The organism is Chromohalobacter israelensis DSM 3043 (assembly GCF_000055785.1).
Taxonomy (GTDB): Bacteria; Pseudomonadota; Gammaproteobacteria; order Pseudomonadales; family Halomonadaceae; genus Chromohalobacter; species Chromohalobacter israelensis.
The window spans coordinates 2,994,002-3,019,666 of the sequence record NC_007963.1 but is presented as its reverse complement, the minus strand read 5'-3'; the positions used below and the strand labels follow the sequence as shown (position 1 = coordinate 3,019,666).

General features: G+C 64.4%; 22 protein-coding genes. 8 read left to right on the top strand and 14 right to left on the bottom strand.

Annotated features, from left to right (window positions below):
• Positions 1-37 precede the first annotated feature (37 nt).
• The 8 genes from CSAL_RS13630 to CSAL_RS13595 form a co-directional block, all read right to left on the bottom strand.
• Positions 38-655, bottom strand: coding sequence for an anthranilate synthase component II (locus CSAL_RS13630; protein ID WP_011507986.1), 618 nt, complete (start codon positions 653-655; stop codon positions 38-40).
• Positions 639-2,528 (bottom strand): aminodeoxychorismate synthase component I, encoded by a 1,890-nt coding sequence (pabB, locus tag CSAL_RS17300; RefSeq protein WP_011507985.1) that lies wholly within the window; start codon positions 2,526-2,528, stop codon positions 639-641. Before pabB ends, CSAL_RS13630 begins: the two co-directional genes overlap by 17 nt.
• Positions 2,529-2,776: 248 nt before the next feature.
• Positions 2,777-5,128 carry an FdhF/YdeP family oxidoreductase gene (locus CSAL_RS13620; protein ID WP_011507984.1) on the bottom strand — a complete coding sequence of 784 codons (2,352 nt, stop codon included), beginning with the start codon at positions 5,126-5,128 and terminating at the stop codon, positions 2,777-2,779.
• A gap of 293 nt (positions 5,129-5,421) precedes the next feature.
• Positions 5,422-5,823, bottom strand: a complete 402-nt coding sequence (locus CSAL_RS13615) for a heme-binding protein (protein ID WP_011507983.1) — start codon at positions 5,821-5,823, stop codon at positions 5,422-5,424.
• Between the two features lie 32 nt (positions 5,824-5,855).
• The gene (gene glcF / locus CSAL_RS13610) at positions 5,856-7,115 is read right to left on the bottom strand and encodes a glycolate oxidase subunit GlcF (RefSeq protein WP_011507982.1); all 1,260 of its coding nucleotides are present in this window, start codon (positions 7,113-7,115) and stop codon (positions 5,856-5,858) included.
• Positions 7,116-7,117: 2 nt separating this feature from the next.
• Positions 7,118-8,242 (bottom strand): glycolate oxidase subunit GlcE, encoded by a 1,125-nt coding sequence (gene glcE, locus CSAL_RS13605; protein ID WP_011507981.1) that lies wholly within the window; start codon positions 8,240-8,242, stop codon positions 7,118-7,120.
• A gap of 24 nt (positions 8,243-8,266) precedes the next feature.
• Positions 8,267-9,766, bottom strand: coding sequence for a glycolate oxidase subunit GlcD (gene glcD / locus CSAL_RS13600; RefSeq protein ID WP_011507980.1), 1,500 nt, complete (start codon positions 9,764-9,766; stop codon positions 8,267-8,269).
• Between the two features lie 242 nt (positions 9,767-10,008).
• Positions 10,009-11,703, bottom strand: a complete 1,695-nt coding sequence (locus CSAL_RS13595) for an L-lactate permease (RefSeq protein ID WP_011507979.1) — start codon at positions 11,701-11,703, stop codon at positions 10,009-10,011.
• 385 nt (positions 11,704-12,088) lie between these two features.
• Here CSAL_RS13595 and CSAL_RS13590 point away from each other — a divergent pair, with 385 nt between their 5' ends.
• Both CSAL_RS13590 and CSAL_RS13585 read left to right on the top strand, forming a co-directional pair.
• Positions 12,089-12,799, top strand: coding sequence for a glutathione S-transferase N-terminal domain-containing protein (locus tag CSAL_RS13590; protein WP_011507978.1), 711 nt, complete (start codon positions 12,089-12,091; stop codon positions 12,797-12,799).
• 50 nt (positions 12,800-12,849) lie between these two features.
• Positions 12,850-13,608: an SDR family NAD(P)-dependent oxidoreductase gene (locus tag CSAL_RS13585; RefSeq protein WP_011507977.1), complete on the top strand. Its 759-nt coding sequence runs from the start codon at positions 12,850-12,852 to the stop codon at positions 13,606-13,608.
• On the opposite strand, the gene CSAL_RS13580 is transcribed toward CSAL_RS13585, so the two are convergent.
• The 5 genes from CSAL_RS13580 to CSAL_RS13560 all read right to left on the bottom strand — a co-directional run bounded on the left by CSAL_RS13580 (position 13,609) and on the right by CSAL_RS13560 (position 18,234).
• Positions 13,609-14,028, bottom strand: a complete 420-nt coding sequence (locus tag CSAL_RS13580; protein ID WP_011507976.1) for a GNAT family acetyltransferase — start codon at positions 14,026-14,028, stop codon at positions 13,609-13,611.
• 29 nt (positions 14,029-14,057) lie between these two features.
• Positions 14,058-16,097: an FUSC family protein gene (locus tag CSAL_RS13575; protein ID WP_043558582.1), complete on the bottom strand. Its 2,040-nt coding sequence runs from the start codon at positions 16,095-16,097 to the stop codon at positions 14,058-14,060.
• 7 nt (positions 16,098-16,104) lie between these two features.
• On the bottom strand, positions 16,105-16,974 hold the full coding sequence (locus tag CSAL_RS13570) for an efflux RND transporter periplasmic adaptor subunit (protein WP_011507974.1): 870 nt from the start codon (positions 16,972-16,974) through the stop codon (positions 16,105-16,107).
• Positions 16,975-17,193, bottom strand: coding sequence for a DUF1656 domain-containing protein (locus CSAL_RS13565; protein ID WP_011507973.1), 219 nt, complete (start codon positions 17,191-17,193; stop codon positions 16,975-16,977).
• A gap of 108 nt (positions 17,194-17,301) precedes the next feature.
• Complete coding sequence (locus CSAL_RS13560; RefSeq protein ID WP_043558580.1) at positions 17,302-18,234, bottom strand: LysR family transcriptional regulator; 933 nt, start codon at positions 18,232-18,234, stop codon at positions 17,302-17,304.
• Positions 18,235-18,481: 247 nt separating this feature from the next.
• Here CSAL_RS13560 and CSAL_RS13555 point away from each other — a divergent pair, with 247 nt between their 5' ends.
• The 4 genes from CSAL_RS13555 (at position 18,482) to modC (ending at position 23,228) form a co-directional block, all read left to right on the top strand.
• Positions 18,482-20,443 carry a ligand-gated channel protein gene (locus tag CSAL_RS13555; RefSeq protein ID WP_011507971.1) on the top strand — a complete coding sequence of 654 codons (1,962 nt, stop codon included), beginning with the start codon at positions 18,482-18,484 and terminating at the stop codon, positions 20,441-20,443.
• A 202-nt stretch (positions 20,444-20,645) separates the two neighbouring features.
• Positions 20,646-21,446 (top strand): molybdate ABC transporter substrate-binding protein, encoded by an 801-nt coding sequence (gene modA / locus CSAL_RS13550; protein WP_011507970.1) that lies wholly within the window; start codon positions 20,646-20,648, stop codon positions 21,444-21,446.
• Positions 21,446-22,141: a molybdate ABC transporter permease subunit gene (modB, locus tag CSAL_RS13545; RefSeq protein WP_011507969.1), complete on the top strand. Its 696-nt coding sequence runs from the start codon at positions 21,446-21,448 to the stop codon at positions 22,139-22,141. Before modA ends, modB begins: the two co-directional genes overlap by 1 nt.
• Positions 22,134-23,228: a molybdenum ABC transporter ATP-binding protein gene (modC, locus tag CSAL_RS13540; protein WP_011507968.1), complete on the top strand. Its 1,095-nt coding sequence runs from the start codon at positions 22,134-22,136 to the stop codon at positions 23,226-23,228. Before modB ends, modC begins: the two co-directional genes overlap by 8 nt.
• Before the next feature lie 6 nt (positions 23,229-23,234).
• On the opposite strand, the gene CSAL_RS13535 is transcribed toward modC, so the two are convergent.
• Complete coding sequence (locus CSAL_RS13535; RefSeq protein WP_035413719.1) at positions 23,235-24,098, bottom strand: DMT family transporter; 864 nt, start codon at positions 24,096-24,098, stop codon at positions 23,235-23,237.
• Positions 24,099-24,165: 67 nt separating this feature from the next.
• Between CSAL_RS13535 and CSAL_RS13530 the strand changes: the two genes are divergently transcribed.
• On the top strand, positions 24,166-24,645 hold the full coding sequence (locus CSAL_RS13530; RefSeq protein WP_011507966.1) for a DUF192 domain-containing protein: 480 nt from the start codon (positions 24,166-24,168) through the stop codon (positions 24,643-24,645).
• 41 nt (positions 24,646-24,686) lie between these two features.
• The gene (locus CSAL_RS13525; protein WP_011507965.1) at positions 24,687-25,499 is read left to right on the top strand and encodes a sulfite exporter TauE/SafE family protein; all 813 of its coding nucleotides are present in this window, start codon (positions 24,687-24,689) and stop codon (positions 25,497-25,499) included.
• The last annotated feature ends 166 nt before the right edge of the window (positions 25,500-25,665 follow it).

Genomic DNA, 25,665 nt, shown 5'->3' with positions numbered 1-25,665 from the left:
GGGTTGTCGCCCCGCGGGGCGGTATGTCGGTGTTCGGCTAGGCGCTGACAGCGGCCTCGCGTCGTCGCGCCGTCGGTAGACGTTTGAGGAAGTTCGCCAGCATCAGGTGGCCGTACTCGGTGAGTATCGATTCGGGATGGAACTGCACCCCCTCGATGTCCAGAGTGCGATGACGGATTCCCATGACGTCATCGATGCGACCGTGTTCGTCGCAGGTCCAGGCACTGATCTCGAAGTCGGCCGGCATGCACTGGCGGGTGACGATGAGCGAGTGATAGCGCGTCACGCGCACGGGGTTGATCACACCCGAGAAGACGCCCCTGCCATCATGGTGGATCGTCGACACCTTGCCGTGCATGACCTCGCGGGCATGTTCGACGCGGCCGCCGAAAGCCTGAGCGATGGCTTCGTGACCCAGGCAGATGCCCAGGATCGGTATCTTGCCGGCGTAGGCCTTGATGACCGCCAGCGTGATGCCGGACTGTTCCGGCGTGCAGGGGCCGGGCGATATCAGGATGCCGTCGATGTCGTGATGCGCCAGCTGGTCCAGTGTCATCGCGTCATTCTTGACGATCCAGGGATCGGTGCCCAACTGCTGGAGATAGGACACGATGTTGTAGGTGAAGGAATCGTAGTTATCAATCAAGCAAAGCATGTGCAGCCTCCTGACCGGCCACGGCGATGAGGGTTTGGCGAGCCTGCTTGCCGAGCGTGACCGGCACGACGCCACGCACGGCATTGGTCAACCAGATGGCATCGGCCTCCAGCAGATCCTGCGGGGTCAGCGGGCGCTCGCAGCAACGCTCGCAACTCGTTTCGATGAGCATGCGTCGGGCGATGCCGGGCAATACGCCTTCCTCGAGCGGCGGCGTCAGCAACAGGCCGTCCTTTTCGATGAACAGGTTGTGGCGACTCGCCTCGGTCAGGCGTCCTTCCGCGTTGAGAAAAGCGACGTCGTAGTCGCCGGCCTCGCGGTGGTGCTGGTAAGCCTGCTCGTACAGCGAACGCTCCGTCGTCTTGTACTGCAGCAGGAAATCGCGTCGGTCGATACGCTGGTCGCTGATCCCCAGGCGGGCGGTCTGCGTACTCTCGGGCATGGCCGGCAGCGGAGCCGTGGTCACCTCGAGCTGACCGTCGTGTGCCATCAACAGGCGCACCTTGGCATCGTGACGAAGATCCGCGATGGCCTCGCCGAGGGCGTCACGCACGCGTGGCCCATCGAAGACGAACTGCAGATCGTGCGCCGAACGCGCCAGGCGCTGCAGATGTTCCTCGAGGTGCTCGATGCGTGCCTCGGCGTTGGAATAGCGCATCGTCTCGATCAGTTGCAGGTCCTGATTGAGTCCCGTCAGGAAGCGTGCCTTGAGCAGGCACTCCGCATACTCCGCCTCGGCATCGGACTCGAAGAGCACACCGCCGCCGACGCCCATCTCAGCCGTACCGTCGGCATGTGCGATGCAGGTGCGAATGGGAACGTTGAAGCAGAAGTCGTTGTGCGGCGTGAGATACCCGATCGCGCCGGTATAGACGCCGCGTGGCTCGCGTTCCAGCTCCTCGATGATCTGCATCGTGCGTATCTTGGGGGCTCCGGTGATCGAACCGCACGGAAACAGTTCGCGGAAGACATGCTCGATCCTGGCATCGGAGGCGATACTGCCGGTCACCGTGGAAATCATCTGGTGCAGCGTCTCGAATGTCTGTATCTCGAACAGGTTCTTGACGGCCACCGACCCTGGTGAGGCAATACGACTGATGTCGTTGCGCAGCAAATCGACGATCATCACGTTTTCCGAGCGTGTCTTGGCATCATGGCGCATGGTGTCGAGAATGCCGGCATCTTCCTGCGGCGTGACGCCGCGCGGGAAAGTGCCTTTCATGGGCTTGGATTCCAGCGCGGTGCCTTGTTTGCGCAGGAACAGCTCCGGCGACAGAGAAAGGACTGAATATTCCGGAAAGTTCAGGAAGCCGCCGAATTCGACTTTTTGTCGATGACGAAGTTTTCTATACAAGGTGATCGGCGATCCCTGATATTCGAGACGATACTTCAGTGTGTAGTTGATTTGATAAGTATCGCCTTCACGAATGTAGGACTTTATCTTTTCGATGTTTTTGAGATAGCGGTCGCGAGTTTCGTTGAGTGCCAGGTGGCGAATGGCCGACGGCGTGGCATCGGGAGTCCGTGACTCGAGGAACCGGCTCGCTTGCTGCTGGGACAAACGCCGTACGTCCCGAAACGCATAGAAATGCACCAGTGGCGTGTCGCTCGAAGGGCGCCGGCAAAAGGCGAAATCCTGCTTGTCGGAAAGCGCATAACCGGCTTCGTAGGCGAGGTAACCGCTGAGGTAATAGCCCTGTCCACGCAGCTCGTCGATCTCCCGCAAGGCGGCGCGCAACGCGTCGTTGCGATAGCATATAACCTCGAAAACCGGGTTCTCGAACAATAAAGAGGTACGGTTGCCGTTCGAACAGCGTGTATTTTCGAGCAGTATGAATATATTATCGTCCTGCTGTTCTTCGAGGTTGTGCATTGCCCTGTCCCCCAAATTTAATTATGCTTTTATTTAAGGGCGCGTAAGTATTTATGTCAATAATGATTATATTGGTGCTATTGTGTTGCTGAATTAATTCCGAGTGTGTCTTTCGGGATTTAATAAAAGCATTGGTGAGTCATTAAAAAAGTGCGCGAGTCGTATGGTGTTTTTAAATTAAGGTGATGAGGAAGCTCATGCCGCATGCGCGAGTGACATGCCACTCGCGCATGCGGGTAGGGCCGTCTTCAACTCGTGGCAAGCAGTCCGGTTTCCGCTTCCACCTCCGCTGTGCTCATCAACGCGAGCGTCACCGGGATCGACTTGCCGGCGATAGTGTTGCTCTGCTCGTCTCGGTTGCCGACGGGAATGAGGTCGTTGACCTCGGGGTAGTAGGCACCGAGGCAGTTCCGCGGCAGGTCATAGGCGATGATCTTGAAGCCCGAGACCCGACGTTCGATTCCATCGTCGCTTACCGCTGTCAGCGTGACCTTGTTGCCGGCCTCGAAACCGTGCTTCTCGATGTCGGCAGGGTTCATCATCAGTACCATGCGGGTGCCGTAGATGTCCCGGTAGCGATCGTCGTATGAATACACGGTGGTGTTGTACTGGTCGTGGCCGCGGATCGAGAGCAACTGAAAATGCATGTCATCGGGTGCGGACTCGTCCTCGGTCAAGTGCCCTTCAGGGAACAGAAAGTGCGCCTTGCCAGAATTGGTGTTCCAGATTCGATCGCGGGCGGCGATATCGAGATGGAACACGCCGGTCGCGGCGAGCCGGGCATTGAAGTCGTAGAAAGTTTCCGGCTGGGTTGCTTCGATCTTGTCGCGGATGCGTGCGTAATCCTCGACTAGCCATTCCCAGTCGACCTTGGGGTTGGGGGCGAACGTCGCCTTGCCGAGGCCGGCAACGATGGCGATTTCGGAGCGCAGATGCTCTGACGCCGGCTCCAGCGCGCCCTTGGAGCCCTGCACGTTGCACATGCCGTCCTCGATGGTGATGGTCTGCTCGACGCCGGCCTGGACGTCCTTCTCGGTGCGGGCCAGCGCCGGCAGCAGGTAGGCCGCCTTGCCGTGGATCAGGTGGCTGCGGTTGAGCTTGGTGGCGATCTGCACGGTCAGCGGGATCTTCTCGACATGGGCGCAGACCCGAGCCTGATCGGCGATGGCGCGGAAGAAGTTACCGCCCATGCCGAGGAAGGCGTCCACCTCGTCGCGCAAGATGGCCTCGCAGCATAGGGCCACGTCGTGGCCGTGTTCGCGACGGCAATCGATGCCGAAGCTCTCGTCCATCTTCGACAGGAACGCCTCGCCGGATTTGTGAAAGATCCCCACGGTGCGGTCGCCCTGGACGTTGGAGTGGCCTCGCACCGGGCAGGCGCCGGCGCCGCGGCGGCCGATATGGCCGCCCATCAGCAGCAGGTTGAGAATCTGATGGATATTGTCGCCGCCACGCATATGCTGGGTGATGCCCATTCCCCAGCAGCATATGACGCGCTCGGCTTTCATCCAGGCCCCGGCGGCTTGTTCGATCGCCGCCCGTTCGAGACCGCTGTGACGCTCGATACGTTCCCACGGCAGGTTGCGGCAATGAGCGGCGAAGGCGTCGAAGCCATCGGTGTGCATCGCGATGAAGTCATGATCGATGACGCGCTCGCCGCCGTTGTCGCGGGCCTCGTCGTCGACTTCGAGGATCCGCTTGCAGATGCCTTGGATCGCGGCGATATCCCCCCCGATGCGAACCTGATGATACTGCGAGCTGATCGGCACGCCTTGGTTGGTGAGCATGTCCTTGGGCGTCTGCGGGTTGGCGAACTTGACCAGTGCCCGCTCGCGCAGCGGATTGAAGGTGACCACCTCGGCGCCACGCAGACGCGCCTCGTGAAGCAGGCCCATCATCCGCGGACTATTGGTGCCGGCGTTCTGGCCGAACAGGAAGATGCAGTCGGCGTGTTCGAAATCCTCCAGTGTGGTGGTCGCCTTGCCCACGCCGATGCTCTGCGGAAGCGCCACGGTGGTGGTCTCGTGGCACATGTTGGAACAATCGGGAAAATTGTGCGTGCCAAGCATGCGGCCGTAGAGCTGCCATAGAAAGGCGGCCTCATTGGAGGTGCGTCCCGAGGTGTAGAGTTCGACGCGCGTCGGATCAAAGGAAGCGACGCGCTCGCCGATCTCGCGATAGGCGGTGTCCCAGTCGATGGGATCATATTTGTCTGTAGTGGCGTTGTAGCGCATGGGATGCGTCAACCGGCCTTGTTTCTCGAGAGCGTGATCTGACCAGTCGAGAAGTTCCGTTAGCGTGTGGCTGGCGAAGAACTCCGGCGTGGTGCGTGCCGCCGTAGCTTCCCACGCCACTGCCTTGGCACCGTTCTCGCAGAATTCAGCCGGGCCGGGCTTTCCCGGATTGGGCCATGCGCAACTCGGACACTCGAACCCGCCCTTGGGTTGATTGATCTTGAGCATCAAGGCGTTGCCCTTGAAGGGCACTTTCTCGCGCAGGAAATGCGTCTCGGTGGCCCGGATCGACTGCCAGCCGCCGCCAGGTGCATCGTATTTGCCCTGCTTGCCGTGCAGTTCGTCGTCCTTGAGTGGGTGTGCCATGACCGTCGCCTCTTGGGTATTGCGCCCGCGCTCCACTAGATGTGTCGCGGGCTTATCGTATGGTGGCTAGTGAATGCGCGATGATGAGTATGGCAAGGAACGCGGGATTTTGCAGGTGGCGTCGACCGAGCCCGCGATCGGAGCAAGACGGAAGAGGAATAGAAAAGGAGGCAGGAGGAGAGGAAGCACCGGCTTTCGGACCATGCCGAACGGTATAGCGAGGCACGCCGGTGCGTGCCTCGCCGGGCTGCGCGCGCCAGGTCGTGAGTGTCAGGATGTGCCGGCCAGGGCGTTCAAGACAACGCAGCCACGGCGGCCTTGGCGACCTGCACGTCCTGGTCGGGCTTGACGCCCGAGATCCCCACGCTGGCGACGACCTCGCCCTCGACGGTCACCGGCACGCCACCGGCGAGCAACGCCTGCATCGGCGCGCTGACGAAGGCGGTGCGGCCATTGTTGATCATGTCCTCGAAGGCCTGGGTTTCCTTGCGGCCGATGGCGGCGTTGCGGGCCTTTTCGGTGGCAATCCCGGCGCTGAACGGGGCTGCGCCGTCCAGGCGGCGCAAGCCGAGCAGATGGCCGCCGGCATCGGCCACGGCGATGGTCACCGCCCAGCCATTGGCCTCGGCTTCCTGTTGTCCGGCGTCGAGCAGCCGATTGACGTCACTGAGTTCGAGTACGGCTTGAGTTTTCATGCAGGTCTCCTGTGGGAAATGTGAGCTACGAGCTACGCTGTCCGCGCCTCGTTATTCGGTGCCGTGGTCAGCGCCTCATCGACGACTTCGATCCAGTGCCGGACGGTGGTGCGCCCTGCGCCGCTCAGGTGAGTCTGGCAGCCGATGTTGGCAGTGACGATCTGCTCGGGCTGACCGGCCTCGAGCGCATCGAGTCTGTCGTCGCGCAATTGTGTTGCCAAGGCGGGCTGCGTGATCGAGTAGGTACCCGCCGAGCCGCAGCACAGATGGCCGTCGCGCACGGTCGTCAGCGAGAAGCCCAGCCGGCCGAGCACGCTTTCCACCGCGCCGCCCAGCTTCTGGGCGTGCTGCAGCGTGCAAGGGCAATGGAAGGCGAGTCGTGCGTCGCCGTGAACCGCCAATGCTTCCAGGTCTTCTTCCCGCAGGATTTCCACCAGGTCCTTGGCCAGGGCGCTGATGTGTCTGGCCTTGTCGGCGTAGCGCGGGTCGTCCGCGAGCATGTCGCCGTATTCCTTGACGAACGCCCCGCAGCCGCTGGCAGTCTGCACGATGGCTTCGACGCCTTGGTCGATGTATGGCCACCAGGCGTCGATGTTGGCCCGCATGCGCTCGCGGCCAGCCTCCTGGGCATTGAGATGATAGTCGATGGCGCCGCAGCAGCCTGCCGCGGGGGCCGAGCTCAGGGCAATGCCCAGCCGGTCGAGAACGCGGGTCGCGGCGTCATTGGTGTTCGGCGACAACCCCGGTTGCACGCAGCCTTCGAGCACGAGCATGCGGCGGTTGTGCGTCGTGGGCGCGGTACGTCCCGCACGGGACGCGCGGGGCGGGATCTTGGCCTTCAGCGAGGTCGGCGCAAGCGGGCGGAAGGTCTGGCCCAGGGCGAGCAACGCTTGAAACCGCCGGGGCTCGACCAGCGCCTTGCGCAGCCCGTAGCGCAGGGCTCGCTCCTTGGCAGAGCGTCCCACACGGCGGTCCACCTCGGCGCGCCCGATGTCGAGCAGCTTGTGATACTCGACCCCCGAGGGGCAGGTGGTCTCGCAGTTGCGGCAGCTCAGGCAGCGGTCGAGGTGGGTTTGCGTTTCGTGGGTGACCTGGTCGTCATCGTCGCGGCTTTCGAGCAGCTCCTTCATCAGATAGATGCGCCCGCGCGGGCCGTCGCGCTCGTCGCCCAGCAGTTGATAGGTCGGGCAGGTGGCGTTGCAGAAGCCGCAGTGCACGCACGATCGCAGGACGCGGTCGGCCTCGCGGATGTGCGGTTGGCGCAGCGCCTCGTCGGAAAAATTCGTCTGCATGGCTATAGCCCCTCGTAGAGTCGCCCGGGATTGAAGATCCCCTTGGGGTCGAGCTTGGCCTTGAGCTGGCGATGATATTTGTCCATCACCACGGAAAGCGGTGTGAACGGCGCGTCGACGCCGTGCGCTCGGTCACGGTCGACAAGGGTGGCATGGCCGCCGGCCTGAGCGGCGTGCTGGCGAATCGTCGCGGCGGGAAGCTCGCTGCGCAGCCAGCGTTGGGCACCGGCCCAGTCGACGAGCGTGTCGCCGTCGAGTGCCAGGGGCGGTGCGCGATGCGGTAGCGACAGCCGCCAGAGCGGGCGGTCGTCGTGTCGGCGCGAGAAGAACGCCAGTTCGAGTTCGCGCAGTTGCGTCCAGAACGCTGTATCGTCCAGCTCGCCACCCAGTTGCGCCTGGGTATTGGCCACCGAACTGGCACCTCCCTCGAGCCGCAGATGCAAGGTCTCGCCGTCGTGGGCGGCGCCGGTGATGGGCATCGGCTTGCGTCCCCATTCGGCGAGGCGTGCCATGGCGTCGCCCAGCCCCATCTCGAGGCGCAACGTGGCGCTGGCGGCGGGGCGCGGCAACACCTTGAACGAGACCTCGTCGATGATTCCGAGCGTGCCCTGGGCGCCGACCATGAGCCGCGAGAGGTCGTAACCGGCGACGTTCTTCATGACCTCGCCACCGAAATGCAGCCGCTTGCCGTCATGGGTGATCATGCGTGTGCCGAGCACGAAATCGCGCACGCTGCCGGCCCATGGACGGCGCGGGCCGGAAAGCCCGCAGGCCACCGTGCCGCCAACGGTCGCATTCTCGCCGAAATGGGGTGGCTCGAAGGCCAGTTGCTGTCCCTCTTGGGCCAGTACGGCTTGCAGATCGGCCAGGCGGGTGCCGGCTCGTACCGTGACCACCAGTTCGACGGGGTCGTAGTTGACGATGCCGGTGTGCTCGGCCAGAGATAGCGTTTCGCCGACGACCGGTCGGCCATAGAACCCCTTGCTGCCACCCCCGACGAGGCGCAGCGCCGTGCCGGTCGCCGCGGCTTGACGCACGCGTTCGAGCAGGGCCTCGCTGGCATCGTGATCGCGCGTCGGCAAGGTGCGTGCGTCCTGTGGCGGATGTTGATCCTGTGGATGCGTCATGTTGTCTCCTTCGCACGCATGCCGTTAGAAACGCGGCAACTCGGGGTGGGGCAGGTTGCCGTGATGCACGTGCATGGCACCGAATTCGGCGCAGCGTGCCAGCGTCGGAATGTTCTTGCCGGGATTGAGCAGCCCGAGCGGGTCGAAGGCGGCCTTGACGGCATGAAAGACCGTGATCTCGTCGGGGGAGAACTGGGCGCACATCTGGTTGATCTTCTCGCGTCCCACGCCATGCTCGCCGGTAATGCTGCCGCCGACCTCGACGCAGAGTTCGAGGATCTTGCCACCCACTTCCTCGGCCAGTGCCAGTTCTCCCGGCGCATTGGCATCGAACAGGATCAGCGGGTGCATGTTGCCGTCGCCGGCATGGAAGACATTGGCCACGCGCAGGCCATGGGTTGCCGAGAGGTCGGCGATGCCCTTGAGGACGCGCGGCAGCTCGCGCCGGGGAATGGTGCCGTCCATGCAATAGTAGTCGGGCGACATGCGTCCTACCGCGGGGAAGGCGTTCTTGCGTCCGGCCCAGAAGGTGGCGCGCTCGGCGTCGTCACGGGCCAGCCGAATATCGGTCGCGCCGGCGGCCTCGAGCACTCGGCGAACCGTTTCGCAGTCATCGTGAACGTCGGCTTCCACGCCATCCAGTTCGCACAGCAGGATGGCCTCGGCCTCCACCGGGTAGCCGGCCTTGACGAAGTTCTCGGCGGCTTGAATGGCCAGCCGGTCCATCATTTCCAGGCCGCCGGGAATGATGCCCGCGGCGATGATGTCGCCCACTGCCTTGCCGGCCTTCTCGACGTCGTCGAAGCTGGCCATCAGTACCTTGGCGCTTTCCGGCTTGGGCAGCAGCTTGACGGTGATTTCGGTGATCACGCCGAGCATGCCTTCGGAGCCCGTGAACAGCGCCAGCAGATCGAAGCCCGGCGTATCCAGGGCCTCGCTGCCGAGCGTGATGTGCTCCCCTTCGATGGTCAGGATGTTCACCGCGAGCACGTTGTGCACGGTCAGCCCGTACTTGAGGCAGTGCACGCCCCCGGCGTTCTCGGCCACGTTGCCGCCGATCGAGCAGGCGATCTGCGACGAAGGGTCGGGTGCGTAATACAGCCCATGGGGCGCAGCCGCCTCGGAAATCGCCAGGTTGCGCACACCGGGTTGCACGCGTGCGGTGCGGGCCTCGGGGTCGATGTCGAGAATGCGGCTGAAGCGGGACATCACCAGTAGCACTCCCTTTTCGAGGGGCAGGGCGCCACCGGAGAGGCCGGTGCCTGCGCCGCGCGTGACCACCGGAACGCCCTGGGTGTGACAGATGCCGAGCAGGGCTTCCACCTGCTCCAGGGTATCGGGTAGTGCCACGAGCATGGGTAGCACGCGATATGCCGAGAGGCCGTCGCATTCGAAGGGACGCAGGTCCTCCTCGCGATGCAGTAGCGTCATGTCGGGGAGGTGCGCGGTCAGATGCGTGACAAGGGCATCCTTGTCGACCGCCGGCAGCGTGCCGTCCAGGCGTTCGTCAAAGAGGATGTTCATGCGGTCTCCTTGGGCGATGCCGCCACGCGTGGGCGAGAGCGTCAGCGCATGGCGCCGGACCTCGCCGCTTATGGAAAGTGTTTCCATATTCTCTTATGGCATGCGGCCGTGCCTATTAGCCGAAAGCCTAAGGATTGGAGAATTGGTCTTACCAATAATAGCCACGAAGAAAAGCCCCGCCCGGCATGGCCGGGGCGGGGCGATAGTGTGGCGATTGTGTAAAAGCGCGTAGTGGTCGTGCGCTAACCCATGAGCGGGTCGCTCACGCCGATCACGTAGAAGGCGACCAACCCGATGGTCCCCGTGAAGATCAGGTAGTACAGGGTGGGGAGGATCGTCTTGCGCAGGGTGGTGCCCTCGCGGCCCAGCAGCCCCACGGTGGCGGAGGCGGCAACCACGTTGTGAATGGCGATCATGTTGCCGGCGGCGGCGCCCACGGCCTGCAGGGCCACCATCATCGCGGTGGACACGCCCAGCGCCTCGGCGACGTTGAACTGGAAGTCCGAGAGCATCAGGTTGGACACCGTGTTGGAGCCGGCGATGAAGGCACCCAGCGCCCCGACGGCGGGCGAGAAGAACGGATAGACGTGTCCCACGCCATCGGCCACCAGTTGCGCCATGGCCACCGGCATCGAGACCAGGTCCGCCTGGTTGACGCCGGAGTTGATCAGGATGCGCACCATGGGCACGGTGAAGATCAACACGAACCCGGCGCCCAGCAGCGTCTTGGTCGACTCGCTGAAGGCCGCCCCCAGTTCGCTGGCGCGCATGCGGTGCAGCAGTACGGTGAGCAGCACCACGATGAGAATGATGCCGCCGGGAAGATACAGCGGTTGAAGGCTACCCGACACACCGCTCTCGCCGAGGATGTTGTTCCAGCTCACGCTGATCGATTGCAGTGCCGAAGTGACCGACGGCACGGTGCGCGAGATGACCAGCAGGACGGCCAGCAGCACGTAGGGCACCCAGCCCATGAATATCGACATCGGCGCCTTGCCGGCGACCTGGTCCATCTTGATCTCCAGGTTCCCCAGCCATTCGTCCGGCCAGGTCGTGCTGTCGGGGAAATCCCAGGTGTCCTTGGGCAGCAGGAAGCCTTTCCTGGCGGCCGGCACGACGATGGCCAGCCCGACCAGGGCGCCGATCATCGACGGGAACTCGGGGCCCAGAACGACGCCCACCAGCGCGTACGGAACCACGAAGGCGATGCCGGTGAATAGCGCGAACGGTGTGATCGACAGGCCTTCCTTCCAGGAACGGTTGGCGCCGAAGAAGCGCACCATCACGATGACCATGATCAACGGCATCAGGACGCCCACGATGGCGTGGGTGATGGCGACTTCCGAGGCGATCAGGCGAAAGAAGCTTTCCCAGCTCGAGCCGTTGGCGGTCAGTTGCTCGGTGATCGCATTGCGATTGAGGCCGCCGGTGACGCCGACCACGATGGGCGTGCCGACGGCGCCGAAGGAGACCGGCGTAGACTGGATCATCATGCCCACGGTGACGGCTCCCAATGCCGGGAAGCCCAGTGCGACCATCAACGGCGCGGCGACGGCGGCAGGCGTGCCGAAGCCGGACGCCCCTTCGATGAAGCAGCCGAACAGCCACGCCACGATCAGCGCCTGGACGCGACGGTCGGGGCTGATGCTGGAGAAGCCGTTGCGGATGGCGGTGATCCCGCCGGAGTGCTTCAGGGTGTTGAGCAGCATGATGGCGCCGAAGATGATCCACAGCAGGCCTACGGTGAGGATCAACCCCTGGAACGTGGAAGCCAGCACCCGTGTGAAGGTCATGTCCCAGGCCAGCAGGGCGATCAATGCCGTGACCAGAAACACCACGGGCATGGCGACCTTGGCCTGAACCCGGAAGCCAATCAGCAAGACGCCGGCCAGCACCAATGGCAGGAAGGCGAGTAGCGAGAGCAGCGTTTGATTCATGGAAGTGCCCCTGATTGTGTTGTTGTGCAGCGCGAGACGAGTGGCTAGCGCGTGGCATGCGTCGTCGAGCGAAAGATAAACGTGAAATGCCGTCAGGCCAATCCTTGGATAATTGGTAATACCAATATGCTGACGTCTGAAGCAGCGAGAAAAAAAATAAAGGCAATCATGAAGTTGGGGGCTGTCTTGCCACCTTGGTCGGAGGCCTGCGTGGCTCGTAGAGCGCGCTCGGCGGCGCTCGAGTTCGACTAATAGACGAGCCGCTTCGAGGGTCGCGGCGATGCACGGGCGCTGGTCGTAGGCGCATTCAGGTGGCCTGTGGTAGCGTCGACTTCCTGGGCGTGGGCGCTTCCCCACGCGATGCATCTCGAGAAGGAGCGATGATATGGCGTTGCAGATGTACGAGTTGAGCGGTCGTGACGAGCGGCTGCGGTTTTCTCCCTATTGCTGGCGCGTGCGCTATGCGCTGGCGCACAAGGGCCTGGAATGCGATTTCATCCCGTGGCGCTTTACCCAGAAAGAGGCGATCGCGTTTTCGGGGCAGGGCAAGGTGCCGGTCCTCGTCGATGGCGAGACCACGGTCACCGATAGTTACGAGATCTTTCGTTATCTCGACCGTGAATACCCTGACAAGCCGCTGCTGGGCGACGATACGGCCGAGTCCCGGGCGCGCTTTTTCAAGATGTACAGCGAGCGGGCGTTGGCACCGGGAATGCTGCGCACCATCGTCATGGATCTTTTCAATGTCGTGCATCCCGACGACCAGGCGTACTTTCGTGAAACGCGCGAAAAGGCACTGGGGCGCAGCCTCGAGGAAATGCACGCGCCGAGCAAGGGGCTGACGGCGCTCGATGCCGCCCTGGAGCCGTTGCGCGCACGCCTGGAAGAGGCTGACTTCCTGGATGGCGAGGCGCCCGCTGCCGCCGATTACCTGATCTTCGGCCATTTCATGTGGGCCCGCTGCGTGTCGGCGGCGGATCTTGTCTCCAATGCCGACCCGGTCCATGCCTGGATTGAGCGCATGCTGGACCTGCACGGCGGCGTGGGGCGCAATGCCACACGCATCGTCGACATCGAAGGCGGCTATCCGGGATGACGACCCGACGCGGGGCGCGGGACAGGACGAGCGTGGATAAGGAGGAGAATATGAGCGATATCGTATTGATTACCGGGGCCACCTCGGGCTTCGGGCGTGCGGCGGCACGGCGTTTCGCCGATGCGGGATGGTCGCTGATCCTGACCGGGCGGCGCGAGGAGCGCCTGACCGAGTTGGCCGAAGAACTCAGTCAACGGGTGCGGGTGCATACCGCGGTGCTCGACGTGCGCGACGAGAAAGCGGTCCAGTCGGTCATCGACGAGTTGCCGGAGGCGTTTCGCCGGGTCAAGACGCTGGTCAACAACGCCGGTCTGGCGCTGGCACCGCAACCCGCGCAAGACGTCGACCTCGCCGACTGGCATACCATGATCGACACCAACATCAAGGGGCTGGTCAACGTCACCCACGCGGTCCTGCCCACCCTGATCGAGACCGGCGCCGGGGCCAGCATCGTCAATCTGGGGTCGGTGGCCGGCCAATGGCCGTATCCCGGCAGCCATGTCTACGGGGCGAGCAAGGCCTTCGTCCAGCAGTTCACCTACAACCTGCGCTGTGACCTGCAGGGCACCGGCGTGCGGGTGACCGATGTCGCGCCGGGCATGGCCGAAACCGAGTTCACGCTGGTGCGCACCGGTGGCGACCAGGCGGCTTCCGATGCGCTGTATCGCGATACCACGCCGCTCCAGGCGGAGGATGTCGCCGAGTTGATCTTCTACACGGCCACGTTGCCGGCACACGTCAACGTCAATCGCCTCGAGGTGATGCCGACGCGTCAGGCCTGGTCGGCCTTCGCCGTCGATCGCGACTGATCAGTCGTCGGCGATCAACCGCTTGCCGAGGGTCACGAAGTCGCCGCTCTCGTACCCTTGGCGGCGGTAATACTCGACGAGCTCGGGGTGTTCGTTGCGGACCATCAGCATCAGCTTCGGACATCCCCGGGCCTGCAATGCGCGCTCCACGGCCGCGAGCAGAGACATGCCGTGCCCTTGCCCCTGATGATCGGGGTGGATCGCGAGGTAGTGTACCCAGCCGCGGTGCCCGTCGTATCCCGCCATGGCGCTCGCCATCACGTCACCGTCCCGTTCGCCGACCAGAAACAGGCGCGGGTCTTCCGCAAGCTTGCGTGCGATGTCGCGGCGTGGATCGTTCCACGGACGCGTCAGGCCGCAGCGTTCCCAGAGCGCAATGATGGCCGCTTCGTCGGTATCGCGGAAAGCTCGAATCTGCATGGTGCTCCTCGGGTCTCTCATCGTCGTCATCAGGCGGCGGGTGCCGGTGTCAGTCGCTCGGCCATGACATTGGCCTGACGCGCCAGGGTGAGCTCGAGCCGCTCGACCAGCCCTGCCAGTAGCCACCGCCAATCCTCCTCGATATCGCCATGGCGGACGAGCGCGTCATCCAGCGCTCGTCCGGCCGCCTGGATGCCCTGTGGCGCGCGGCCGTGGGCGCTGTCCTCGAACGCGGCGGCGAGGGTGGTCAGCAAGTGCCGCATGGCGTCACGCACGGGCGGCGCGGCATCGTCCAGGCGATGGCGCAGGCGCAGGCAGGAACGTCCCAGATCGAGCCCGTTGAGGCCGATCATGAACAAATGGCGGTGATCCTCGGGCAGCATGTCGTCATGGCGCGCCAATTGCAGCAGGCGATCGGCCATGCGCCCGCTGAAACGGCTTTCTTCCTCGTGCAGGGGCAAGTCGCCGATGTGGCGCAGGTCATGGCTGATGGCGCCGATCAGGCGGCGGCGCCGGATCGGTGCCCCGAGACCCGGAATCAGGCGGAAGCCCATCACCACGGCGCTCAACCCGACGATCACGGCGATGGCGCGGTTGGCGAAGCTGTCGAAGGAAAAGTCCATGCCGTTGCCCGGCATGGTCAGCAGGATATTGAAGATGGTGAAGGCCAGGCAGTAACCCATCAATCGAGGATTGGAGGCGCCGAGCAGCCCCAGGAACAGGGGCGTGACGAACAGCATGGCAAGCATGGGAAAGCCGTTGGCCTGCGACAGCAGGACATGCCCGAACAGGAAGGCACTGGGCAACGCCGCCAGCATGCCCTTGAAGAACATCATGCAGATCGTCACGGGGTTGTCGCGCGTGGCGAAGAAGGCCGAGAACAGGGTGCCGAGCAGCATGGCCACCTGGCCGTTGCTCCAGTGGGTCTGCAGCCAGAACACCGCCAGGCACGAGAAGACCAGCCCCGCGCGGCCGGCGTTGAGCAGCGCCACCAGATGATCGCGATGCCAGGACAGGGAGCCGGCGCGTAGCTGTTTACGCCCCGGGTGGGCGATGGCCTCGCGGGCGTCGAGCATGATCATGGCGTGGCCGAGCACCTCACGGAGCGCCAGGATGACGCGCCGCTGCAGCGGATCGAGCTGCGTGTCGGAGTAGCCATGGGCGCGCTTGCGCAGCGCCTGCAGTTCACGGCGGGCCGCGGGGACGCCCTTGACGTGCTCGGCGCCGCGAAAGCCTTCGGCGATTTCGGTGGCGAGCTGCTGCAGGGGCGCGTTGATGCGATCGCGATGATCGTGGAGTAGCTGATGCAGCGCCCCCAGCGTGGCGAAGAAACGTAGGGTACGCCGCGTCAGCACGTGGGTGGCGCGGATGCGCCCGTTGCCGTCGGGGCCTTCGTAGCGCGCCGCCTGGCTATCGGTCTCGAGCATGGTCAGCGGCTCGAGGCTGGCGGTCAGCGACTGCTGCATGGCGGCAGCGTCATCGCTGGCGTCCAGCCGCTGTCCGGCATGCGTGAAGGCCTGGTTGATGACCTCGTCGGCCTGCCCGGCGAGATGCTCCTTGACGTGCGTGGGCCACAGCAGGGCGCTGACCAGGGTGGCGCAGAGCGCCCCGAGACCGAGTTCGGAGAGCCGCGCCACGGCGATGTCGAAGATGCCGCTCGGGGGCTGGTTGGCGGAAATCACCACGATCAGCATCGCGGTCACGGCGCCCATGATGCAGCCGTAGGAGAAGTTGTTGCGCAGCAGCGAACTGCCATAGGCGCAGAGCATGATCCACAGGGTCAGCGCGATCAGCGCGGGCACGCGGGCCTGGGCGAAGAAGGCCATGATGACGATGCCGGCCAGCGCGCCGATGAGGGTGCCGCCGATCTGGCAGATGCCCTTTTCGACCACCATGCCGCTCATCGGCCGGATCTGCAGGAACGCCGCCGAGATCAGCGCCCAGTAGGGGCGGTCGAGATCGCACCACAAGGCGATGTACAGCGCCAGCAGCATCGCCAGGGTGGTCTTGGCGGCGAACTGCAGCGATGTCTTCGAGGGCGTCAGGTAGGTCTCGATCCAGGGCGACATGGGCGGCTCAGTCTGCGTCCGTGTCGTCGACGACATGGATCGTGGCCGTCATTCCGGCACTCAGCAGCGTCCCCTCGGGAACGTCGTCGAGTTCGATGCGCACCGGGATGCGTTGTGCCAGCCGTACCCAGTTGAAGGTCGGCTCGACCTGCGGCAACAGCTGGTCGTTGGGTGAGGTGTTGCTGTCGGCGATGCCTCGGCCGATGCCGGCGACATGGCCGCGTAGCTCGGTGTCGTCGTTCATCAGCGTGATCCTGGCGACGTCGCCTTCCTCGATCCGCGACATCTTGGTCTCTTCGAAGTAGCCGGTCACGTAATAGGAATCGGCCTTGACCAGTGCCATGACGGCATTGCCGGCGTTGACGTAATTGCCCTCGCTGAGCCGAAGGTTGAGGATGTGTCCATCGGCGGGTGCCGTCACCACGGTGCGTTTCAGGTCGATCTGCGCGCTCTCCAGCTGCGCCTCGGCCGCGTCGAGATTGGCCTGGGCGACTCGGGTGTCGATCCGCGCGATCTCCCGATCCTCGTTGCTGATCGCCCGGCTGCTCAGGCGGTTGCGGCGGCTTTCCTCGTGTTTCTTGAGCTCCAGCTGTGCCCGGTTCAGTTCCACGGTGGCCTGGGCCTGCTCGAGGGCGGCGCGATAGCGGGCCTGGTTGATCTTGAAGAGGGTCTCGCCCTGGGACACGCGTTGCGTATCTTCCACCGAGAGCTCGCTCACCCAGCCGGAGACGTCCGGGGCGATGGTCACGATATCGGCGCGGACACGGCCGTCGCGTGTCCACGGCGTATATAGGTAGTAATGCCATAGCCAGACACCGGCGGCGATGGCCAGTGCCACGATGACGAGTGTGGTGAGCATGCGTAGCGAAGTGCGCATTTAGACGATTCCGGCAGTTGGCGAAAAGACAAAGGCGACGATGGCCGTGATGATGACGAACAGGGCGGCATCGAACCACGCTTCGAACCAGGGCGTATGTTGCCCGACGATACGGTGCAATACCGTACGCACGATGAGTGCGCCAACGAACCCCAGCAGGGCGTAGAGCAGCAGCGGACTGAAATAGATGCCGCCGATAGCGATTTCCTTGAGACCCATTCCCTCTCCCGTTCGCCAAGGCAAGCGACTATGTTAGCACGCTATCTATTTGACGCGCTATCCGTGCGATCGGCTCCCGAGGCGTCACGTCGCGTAGCGGCTGTCAGTCTAGCGTGAAAATCGGAGGCTGGGGGCCGGCGCATGCAAGCGCCAGCTATCCGGAACGGCCTGGCGGATCCGTTCGAGCAGGGTAACGGTCTTGCGCGGCAGACGGCCGAAGGGGTAGAGGAGCGTGATGGGCAGCGAGGATGGCGCCCATTCCTCCAGGCAGGGGGTCAGGCTGCCGGGATGATGCTGCAGGCGTTTCTCGGCCATCCAGTGGGGCAGCAGGCCAAGCCCCCCGCCTCGTGCGATGGCGTCGATATGCAGCACGTACTGGTCGACGCGCAGTCGCGAGGGGGGCAGGGTGAGGTCCCACTCGCCCTCACGGGCGTGATGCAAGGTCACGCCGTGCTCGCTGGTGCCGAGCAGGTCGACCCAGGCATGTTCGGCCAGATCGCGAGGGTGGCGGGGAGCACCATGGCGGCGCAGGTAATCGGGGTGGGCATAGAGGCCTCGCCGCATATGGCCCAGCGTTTCCTGACGCAAGCCGCACTCGTCGACAGTTCCCAGCCAGACGCATAGCGCCTCGTCCTCGGGCCCGGTGGGCGGCGTGAGGCGCGTCTGCAAGTCGAGACGCACGCCGGGATGGTCGGCGACGAAGTTCTCCATCTGCTGCGAGAACCATCCGCGGGCAAAGGCATTGTGCACCTGCACGGTGAGTTCGCCGCTGACTTCCGCACGCAGGTCTTCCAGGGCGCGCTGACTCTGTTCGGCGAGACGCAGGATCTGCTGACTGTAGGCCAGAAAGAGCGTGCCGGCCTCGGTGGGCAGCAGGCGATTGGCCTGGCGACGCAGCAAGGGCTGACCCAGGCGCTCCTCCAGTTGACTGATGCGACGACTGAGTGTCGACTTGGCGACCCCGAGCTGTCGGGCGCTGGCGGTGAGACTGCCGGATGCCATGACCGAGGCGAAGGCGGCCAGCTCATCGAGATCGTACATGCCATTCGTCATCGTCAATCGGCGTGCTGTGGGGTGAGCGCGCATTCTTGCACAACCCTGCATCTTTTTGAAAATCATTAGCGCCTGTTATGGCGTTGCGTTGCGGATTGCGAAACGCCCCGTCCCATGACGTGGTGTCGTACTTTGTGGAAGAATCTAAATGATAAAAATTCGCATTAAATTTTAATCATTGTGCAAGCGCTCCGGACACATTCGGGGCAGGATTCTTCAGGGAGAACCACGCAACATGAATCATCCATCGCGTATCGCGACGCTGACACTGGTGACGGCCGCCGTCAGCACGCCGGTCGCCCATGCCGCCGAAAGCGACGTCGCGTTGAACGACGTCGTCGTCACCGCCGCCGGGTATGCGCAGCAGGTCACGAGTGCACCGGCCTCGATCAGTGTCATCTCGCGCGAGCAGCTCGAAAACAAGGCCTATCGCGATATCACCGATGCCTTGCGGGACGTGCCGGGCGTCATCGTCACCGGCGGCGGCCGTGGCGACAACGGTGCCGATATCAGCATGCGCGGCATGCCGGCGCAATACACCCTGATCCTCGTCGACGGACGTCGCCAGTCCTCGCGGGAGTCGCGTCCCAACGGGAGCGCCGGGTTCGAGCAGGACTGGCTGCCGCCCCTGCAGGCCATCGAGCGTATCGAGGTGATTCGCGGGCCCATGTCGACGCTTTACGGTTCGGACGCCATCGGCGGGGTCATCAACGTCATCACTCGCAAGGTGGCCGATGAGTGGCACGGCAACGTGCGTGCCGAAGCCACGCTCCAGGAAGACAGCGACTCGGGCAACGCCAACCAGGGACAGCTCTATGTGTCGGGGCCTCTTGCCGACGATCTTCTGGGGCTGCAGGTGTATGGCCAGTACCAGAAGCGAGAAGAGGACGACATCGAGGAAGGCTACGAAGACAAGGACCTGCAAAGCCTGACCGCCAAGTTTTCGCTGACGCCGAGCGAGCATCATGACGTTGGCCTGGAAGTGGGCAAGGAGACCCAGGATCGTGCGGCCCATGTCGGCAAATCCGCTCCGGCGGAAGGCTGCCGCGGTGGTTGTACCGATAGCCACTCGACGCATGACCGGGAACATTATGCGCTGACCCACACCGGGCGCTGGGGATTCGCCACCTCCAACAGTTACGTGCAGCGCGAGTCGACGCAAAACAAGGCGCGTGACATGGAGATTACCAATACGGTGGCGAACACGCAGTGGGTGATGCCGCTGTCGCGCCATATCGTGACGCTGGGTGCGAACTATGAGAAAGAAGAACTCGATGATCGAACCAGCAATCAGATATCGGACCTGACGCAAGTCAGCAACGATCAGTGGGCGCTGTTCGTCGAGGATGAATGGTTATTGACGCAAGATGTCTCGCTGACCGGCGGGGTGCGCCTGGATGACAATGAAAACTACGGCAGCCACGTCAGCCCGCGCCTGTATGGGGTCTGGCAGGCCGCGCCACGCTGGACGCTCAAGGGCGGCGTCTCCACCGGTTATCGTGCGCCCGGTTTGCGCGAGATCACGCCGGGATGGGGGCAGATCAGTCGCGGCGGCAACGTTTACGGCAATCCGGATCTGGAACCCGAGACGTCGCTCAACAAGGAACTTGCCTTGCTCTACAGCGCCCCGAGCGGCTTGAATGCCAGCATGACGCTGTTCCACAACGACTTCGAGGACAAGATCACGCGCGTGGCATGTCCGGATAGCGTGTGCGCCGCAGGGCCCAATCAGTTCGGTGCCGACCCGACCTACCGTATCAACGTCGACGAGGCCGTGACCCGGGGGGTGGAGCTCTCGCTGTCGTCGCCGCTGACCGAGACGTTGAGCCTGTCGACGAGCTACACCTATACCGACTCCGAGCAGAAAAGCGGTGAATACGAGGGCAACCCCTTGACCAAGCTGCCCGAACATCAATTCAGCGGTACGCTGGACTGGACGCCGGTGGCGCGGCTCAATGCCTGGGCGCGGCTGACCTATCGCGGCAAGGAGAGCCAGCCTGTCGAGGGGCCGTCCTCGAGCAGCATTCGCGCCCCTTCCTATACCTTCGTGGACAGTGGCGGTGCGTGGCGACTGACCGAGCGGGCCAAGCTCATGGTCGGTGTCTACAACATGTTCGACGAAGAGATCGATTACGACGAGTACGGCTATGTGGAAGATGGGCGGCGATACTGGGTGGGGGCGAGTCTCGACTTCTAGGGGACGCTGCGCGAATGGTGATGAAAAGGGAGGCCTCGGGCCTCCCTTTTGGCTTGCATGCTCGGTCAGCCGAGGGGGACGCATGCATGCCGACGACCTGATGGGCGCGGGGCGTTCATGCTATTTTCGTGCTGTCACCGTATTTCTTGCTGTCACCGTGTCGGCGATGCGTCGCCAAGCGTCTGTTTTCGGGAGCGTCATCATGTCACCTCGTCCGTCGTTACACGCCCTCCTCGCGTGTGGTATCGCTCTCGCGCTGACCCTGAGCGCCGCCACGGCGCAAGCCGCAGAGCGCGTCACCGTGTTTGCGGCAGCCTCGTTGACGGATGCCGTGGATGCGCTGGCCGAGCGCTACATGCGCGAGCACGATGTCGAGGTCGTGCCGGTGTACGCCGCGTCCTCGACCCTGGCCCGGCAGATCGCCAACGGCGCACCGGCAGCGATCTATCTGTCGGCCAACGAGCGCTGGATGGACTGGCTGGGTGAGCAGGGCGGTGTGGCGCTGACCCAGCGCCATGACGTGCTGACCAATCGTCTGGCGCTGGTGGCGCCGCAGGACAGCGGCCTCACGGCCTTTACGCCGAACGTGACGACACCGATCGCCGAACGCCTGGGCGAAGGGCGACTGGCCGTGGGCGACCCGGCGCATGTCCCCGCCGGGATCTATGCCAAGCAAGCCCTGCAAGGCCTCGGCCAGTGGCAGGCACTGCGCGCCCGCCTGGCCCGCGCCGACAACGTGCGCACGGCGCTGGCGCTGGTCGAGCGTGGCGAGGCGCCGTTGGGCATCGTCTATGCCAGCGATGCCCGGGCCAGCGACAAGATCGAAACCCTGGGGCTGTTCCCGGTGTCGTCCCATGACCCCATCATCTATCCCATGGCCTTGATCGGCGAGGCACCGAGCGACGCGGCCCGGGCCCTGGCGAATTGGCTCGATGGCGATCAGGCGGCCGCTATCTTTCAGCGCTACGGTTTCGCGGCCGTCACCGCCGACGAGGCGTCGTGATGTTGACGCCCCTGGAGTGGGAAGCGCTGGCCTTGAGTCTGCGCATCTCCGGCATCGCGGTAGCCGCGATCCTGGTGCCGGGGATTGCCGTGGCCTACCTGCTGGCGCGTTTCGACTTCCCCGGAAAGACGCTTCTCGACGGTATCCTGCACCTGCCGCTGGTACTGCCGCCGGTGGTCGTGGGCTATCTGCTGCTGGTGGCGCTGGGTCGTCAGGGGCCGCTGGGACAATGGCTGCATGCGCAGTTCGGCGTGAGCCTGCCCTTCACCTGGGAAGGGGCGGCCGTGGCGGGTGGCGTCATGGCGTTTCCGCTACTGGTCCGGGCCGTGCGCTTGTCGCTGGAGGCGGTCGATCGCAAGCTGGAGGACGCCGCACGCACGCTGGGGGCGGGGCGCTGGAAGACCTTCATCACCGTCACCCTGCCGCTGACCCTGCCGGGCATCCTGACCGGCGGCGTGCTGGCCTTCGCGCGGTCGCTTTCCGAGTTCGGCGCGACGATCACCTTCGCCTCCAATATTCCGGGCGAGACGCGTACCCTGCCGCTGGCACTCTACAGTCTTGTCCAGACACCGGGCCAGGAAGCCGCAGCAGCCAGACTCTGCGTGATCTCGGTCGTCGTGGCGCTGATCGCACTGGTGGCGTCGGAGTGGTTGGCACGTCGTGCACGCCAACGTCTGGAGGGACGCCATGCTTGAGGCCAGCGTCATGCAACGGCTCGGCGATTTCACGCTCGATGCGTCGCTGACGGTACCTGCGGAGGGCGTCACTGCCTTGTTCGGCCGCTCGGGGAGCGGCAAGAGCAGTCTGATTCGCCTGATCGCCGGTCTGGGCGTGCCGGACAGCGGCATCATCCGGGTGGGCGAGACATGGCTGGTGGATACCCGGCGTCGACACTGGATGCCGCCGCATCGCCGCCGGCTGGGCGTCGTGTTTCAGGAGGCTCGCCTGTTTCCGCATTATTCGGTGCGCGGCAACCTGCGCTATGGCATGCCTCGCGCCTCACGCGGGGATTTCGATGGCCTGGTCGAACTGCTGGGCATCGGTCACTTGCTGGCGCGCACGCCGGCGCGGTTGTCCGGCGGCGAGGCGCGGCGCGTGGCGATAGGGCGTGCCCTGCTGTCGCGTCCGCGCATGCTGTTGATGGACGAACCGCTGACGGGACTCGACGGGGCTCGCAAGCAGGAGCTGTTGCGGTATATCCGCCAGTTGGCACGCGACACCGGAGTGCCGATTCTCTTCGTCAGTCACGATACCCGCGAGATCGGTGCGCTGGCCGACCGCGTGGCCTTGATCGAACAGGGCCAGGTGCTGGCCAGCGGGCCGGTGGACGAGATGTTCAGCCGTCTCGATCTGGGACCTCGGACCGGACGTTTCGAGGCCGCGTCGTTGATCGAGGCCCGTATCGTCGCGCACGACGATGCCTATGACCTGACGCAGCTGGCGCTGAGGAACGTATCCACGCCACTGGACGTGGCGCGTCTCGAGGGCGTGCCGGGCGATACGGTGCGCCTGCGCCTGCGGGCGCGCGATGTGGGCGTGGTGCCGGCATCCGCGTCCTGCTCGCCGCGTTCGGGCACTGCCTTTCTGCCGGCCACGTTGCGCGAAATCGGCGACGAGACCCAGGGGCCGTTCGTCGAGGTGATGCTGGATGTGGGCGGGCAGGCACTGCGCGCGCGCCTCACCCGGCGCGATGTCTCGACGATGCGGCTGCATCCCGGGCAGACGCTGCAGGCCCAGGTGCGCAGCGTGACCATTTCCCGGCATGATGTGATCGTGTTGTGAGGCGATCTAGCGCATCGGGAGAGGGCGCCGACGCCCGGGGAGATTGATGACGGCCAGCCCGGCGATCACCAGCGCGCCACCGAGCAGTTTATGGCTGTCCAGGCCGTCGCCCAGCAGCCAGACCCCGAGCAGTACGGCGATCACGGGCATCAGCAGCGTCAGCGGAACGACACGGTTGATCGGATGGCGGCGGAGCAGGGCATACCAAAGGCCGTAGGCGAGGATCGACGACATCACGGCCGTGTAGAATACCGCGCCCCAGCCTGACCATCCCGCCTGCTGGAGCGCTGCGACATGATGGTTCTCGAAGAGCCAGCTGCCGAGCGCGACCTGGGGGATCGCGAAGAGTGCGATCCAGCCGGTCATGGTCAGCGGCGAAATGTTCGGGGCGCGCTTGATGATCAATGTCGAGACCGCCCAGGCAAGGGCGCTGGTGAGTAGCGTCAGCGTCGCCGTGGCATCGGGCAGGGCGGGGCCGCCCGCCAGTACCACCGCTCCCGCGAATGCCAGCAGCAGACCGAGCAGGCGTCGGGCGTCGAGGCGTTCCTTCAGGAAGATGGCGGCCAGCAGGGTGGCGAAGGGCGTGCCCATCTGCACCAGCAAGGCGCCGGTGCCGGCCTCCGCCTGTCCCAGGCCCAGAAACAGCAGCGGGAAGTGCAGGCCGCCGAAGGTCACCGACAGCACCAGCAGCCACGGCAGTTGCGGGCGGGTCACGCGGGTGAAGGGGACGACGAGCGCGGCGACCAGCATGAAGCGCAGTGTCATCAGCATCAGTGGAGGCATGTCGTTCACGCCGACCTTGATGACAATGATGTTGAAGGCCCAGATGACGATGACCGTCAGGCCGAGCAGGAGATCGCGAAGGGGCACGGGCTGTCCTTGTGAAAACGGATACGTCTCGCGGGCGTCCACGCAGTGACAGACAAGAGGATAACGCATGATGCGCATGAAGTACGTTCTGCTCGTCGCCTGGGGGGGGCTGTTGTGGATGTCGGCGGGTGCCGGCCAGGCACGGGCCGGGCTCGACCACGTCACCCTGACGTTTGCCGAGCACCAGTTGTCGGTGGAAGTGGCCAGGCAGCCGCAGGAGCGGGCGCGAGGATTGATGGGGCGCGAGACATTGGCGCCGGACGCCGGCATGCTGTTCGTCTATGCACGTCAGCAGCCGCCGACGTCGAGCTTCTGGATGTACCGCACGCTGATTCCGCTGGACATCGCTTTTCTCGGCGCGGATGGAGAGATTCGCGCGATCCGTCGCATGCTGCCTTGTCGTACCGCCTCGCGTGAGGACTGCCCTCGTTACGCGGCCGGCGCACCGTTTCGTGCGGCCCTGGAAGTCAACGCCGGTTACTTTTCCCGCCATGGGCTCGAGGTGGGCGACCGCCTGCCGATCGCCGCATTGCTGCCATCGCGTTGAGAGCAGAGACTGGCAAGCTTTCGTTCACCCTTCGAGGAGACATGACGTTGGATCTTATCTGGTGGTTGGCCTATCTGGCGCTGGGCGGCGCGGTGGGCATCTTTGCCGGACTGCTGGGGGTCGGCGGCGGCGGCATCATGGTGCCGGTGCTGACTTCGCTGTTCGCGCTTCAGGGATTTCCTCACGACACGCTGGTGCACGTGGCACTGGGAACCTCGATGGCCGCCATCGTGCCCACCTCGCTGGCGAGCCTGCGGGCGCATCATCGGCGCGGCGGCGTGGCGTGGCCGGTGGTACGCTTCATCACGCCGGGCATACTGCTCGGTACCTTCCTGGGGACGTTTCTCGCCTCTCACGTTCCCACCACGGGGCTGGCGGTGTTCTTCGCGTGCTTCATGGCATTCGTGTCGCTGCAGATGCTGATCAACCTCAAGCCCGCGCCGACGCGCACGTTGCCGGGCGCCTGGGGGATCTCGGGCGTCGGGCTGGGCATCGGCGGTATCTCCGCCCTGGTCGCCATCGGCGGTGGCTCGCTCACGGTACCGTTTCTGACCTGGTGCAACGTGGCCCTGCGCCGGGCCATCGGGACCTCCGCCGCCGTGGGATTGCCGATCGCGCTGGCGGGAGCGCTGGGGTATTTGATCAATGGCTGGGGCGAGGCGGCGTTGCCTGCGGGGACGCTGGGCTTCATCTACTGGCCGGCGGTGGTGTCGATGTCGATCGTGAGCTTCTTTACCGCGCCGCTGGGGGCTCGCTTGGCCCATCGTCTGCCGGTGGCCATGCTCAAGCGGATCTTCGCCTTCGTGCTGATGGCGCTGTCGGTGAAGATGCTGTTCACCGTCTTGTCGGGCTAGCAGACAATCTCGCATTAGACGTTGGTCTAATGCGGGCTGGATATGTCAAACGTCTGTTCCGGTCGGCGCAACGGGCGGTTATCATGCCCGCCGGCTATCGGCATCGGCACATATTGCCTACGCTGATGGCAAGGGAACCGAATGCACCTGAAGGCGCCGCGACGCC

Excerpts from the sequence above, each read along its gene's own strand:
- modB (WP_011507969.1), top strand. The coding sequence starts at position 21,446 with ATGTTGACGCCCCTGGAGTGGGAAGCGCTGGCCTTGAGTCTGCGCATC.
- CSAL_RS13555 (WP_011507971.1), top strand. The coding sequence starts at position 18,482 with ATGAATCATCCATCGCGTATCGCGACGCTGACACTGGTGACGGCCGCC.
- CSAL_RS13560 (WP_043558580.1), bottom strand. The coding sequence starts at position 18,234 with ATGTACGATCTCGATGAGCTGGCCGCCTTCGCCTCGGTCATGGCATCC.
- modC (WP_011507968.1), top strand. The coding sequence starts at position 22,134 with ATGCTTGAGGCCAGCGTCATGCAACGGCTCGGCGATTTCACGCTCGAT.
- CSAL_RS13615 (WP_011507983.1), bottom strand. The coding sequence starts at position 5,823 with ATGAAAACTCAAGCCGTACTCGAACTCAGTGACGTCAATCGGCTGCTC.
- CSAL_RS13585 (WP_011507977.1), top strand. The coding sequence starts at position 12,850 with ATGAGCGATATCGTATTGATTACCGGGGCCACCTCGGGCTTCGGGCGT.
- glcF (WP_011507982.1), bottom strand. The coding sequence starts at position 7,115 with ATGCAGACGAATTTTTCCGACGAGGCGCTGCGCCAACCGCACATCCGC.
- CSAL_RS13565 (WP_011507973.1), bottom strand. The coding sequence starts at position 17,193 with ATGGGTCTCAAGGAAATCGCTATCGGCGGCATCTATTTCAGTCCGCTG.
- CSAL_RS13530 (WP_011507966.1), top strand. The coding sequence starts at position 24,166 with ATGATGCGCATGAAGTACGTTCTGCTCGTCGCCTGGGGGGGGCTGTTG.
- pabB (WP_011507985.1), bottom strand. The coding sequence starts at position 2,528 with ATGCACAACCTCGAAGAACAGCAGGACGATAATATATTCATACTGCTC.
- CSAL_RS13595 (WP_011507979.1), bottom strand. The coding sequence starts at position 11,703 with ATGAATCAAACGCTGCTCTCGCTACTCGCCTTCCTGCCATTGGTGCTG.
- glcE (WP_011507981.1), bottom strand. The coding sequence starts at position 8,242 with ATGACGCATCCACAGGATCAACATCCGCCACAGGACGCACGCACCTTG.
- modA (WP_011507970.1), top strand. The coding sequence starts at position 20,646 with ATGTCACCTCGTCCGTCGTTACACGCCCTCCTCGCGTGTGGTATCGCT.
- CSAL_RS13630 (WP_011507986.1), bottom strand. The coding sequence starts at position 655 with ATGCTTTGCTTGATTGATAACTACGATTCCTTCACCTACAACATCGTG.
- CSAL_RS13575 (WP_043558582.1), bottom strand. The coding sequence starts at position 16,097 with ATGTCGCCCTGGATCGAGACCTACCTGACGCCCTCGAAGACATCGCTG.
- CSAL_RS13590 (WP_011507978.1), top strand. The coding sequence starts at position 12,089 with ATGGCGTTGCAGATGTACGAGTTGAGCGGTCGTGACGAGCGGCTGCGG.
- CSAL_RS13570 (WP_011507974.1), bottom strand. The coding sequence starts at position 16,974 with ATGCGCACTTCGCTACGCATGCTCACCACACTCGTCATCGTGGCACTG.
- glcD (WP_011507980.1), bottom strand. The coding sequence starts at position 9,766 with ATGAACATCCTCTTTGACGAACGCCTGGACGGCACGCTGCCGGCGGTC.
- CSAL_RS13580 (WP_011507976.1), bottom strand. The coding sequence starts at position 14,028 with ATGCAGATTCGAGCTTTCCGCGATACCGACGAAGCGGCCATCATTGCG.
- CSAL_RS13620 (WP_011507984.1), bottom strand. The coding sequence starts at position 5,128 with ATGGCACACCCACTCAAGGACGACGAACTGCACGGCAAGCAGGGCAAA.
- CSAL_RS13525 (WP_011507965.1), top strand. The coding sequence starts at position 24,687 with ATGACGTTGGATCTTATCTGGTGGTTGGCCTATCTGGCGCTGGGCGGC.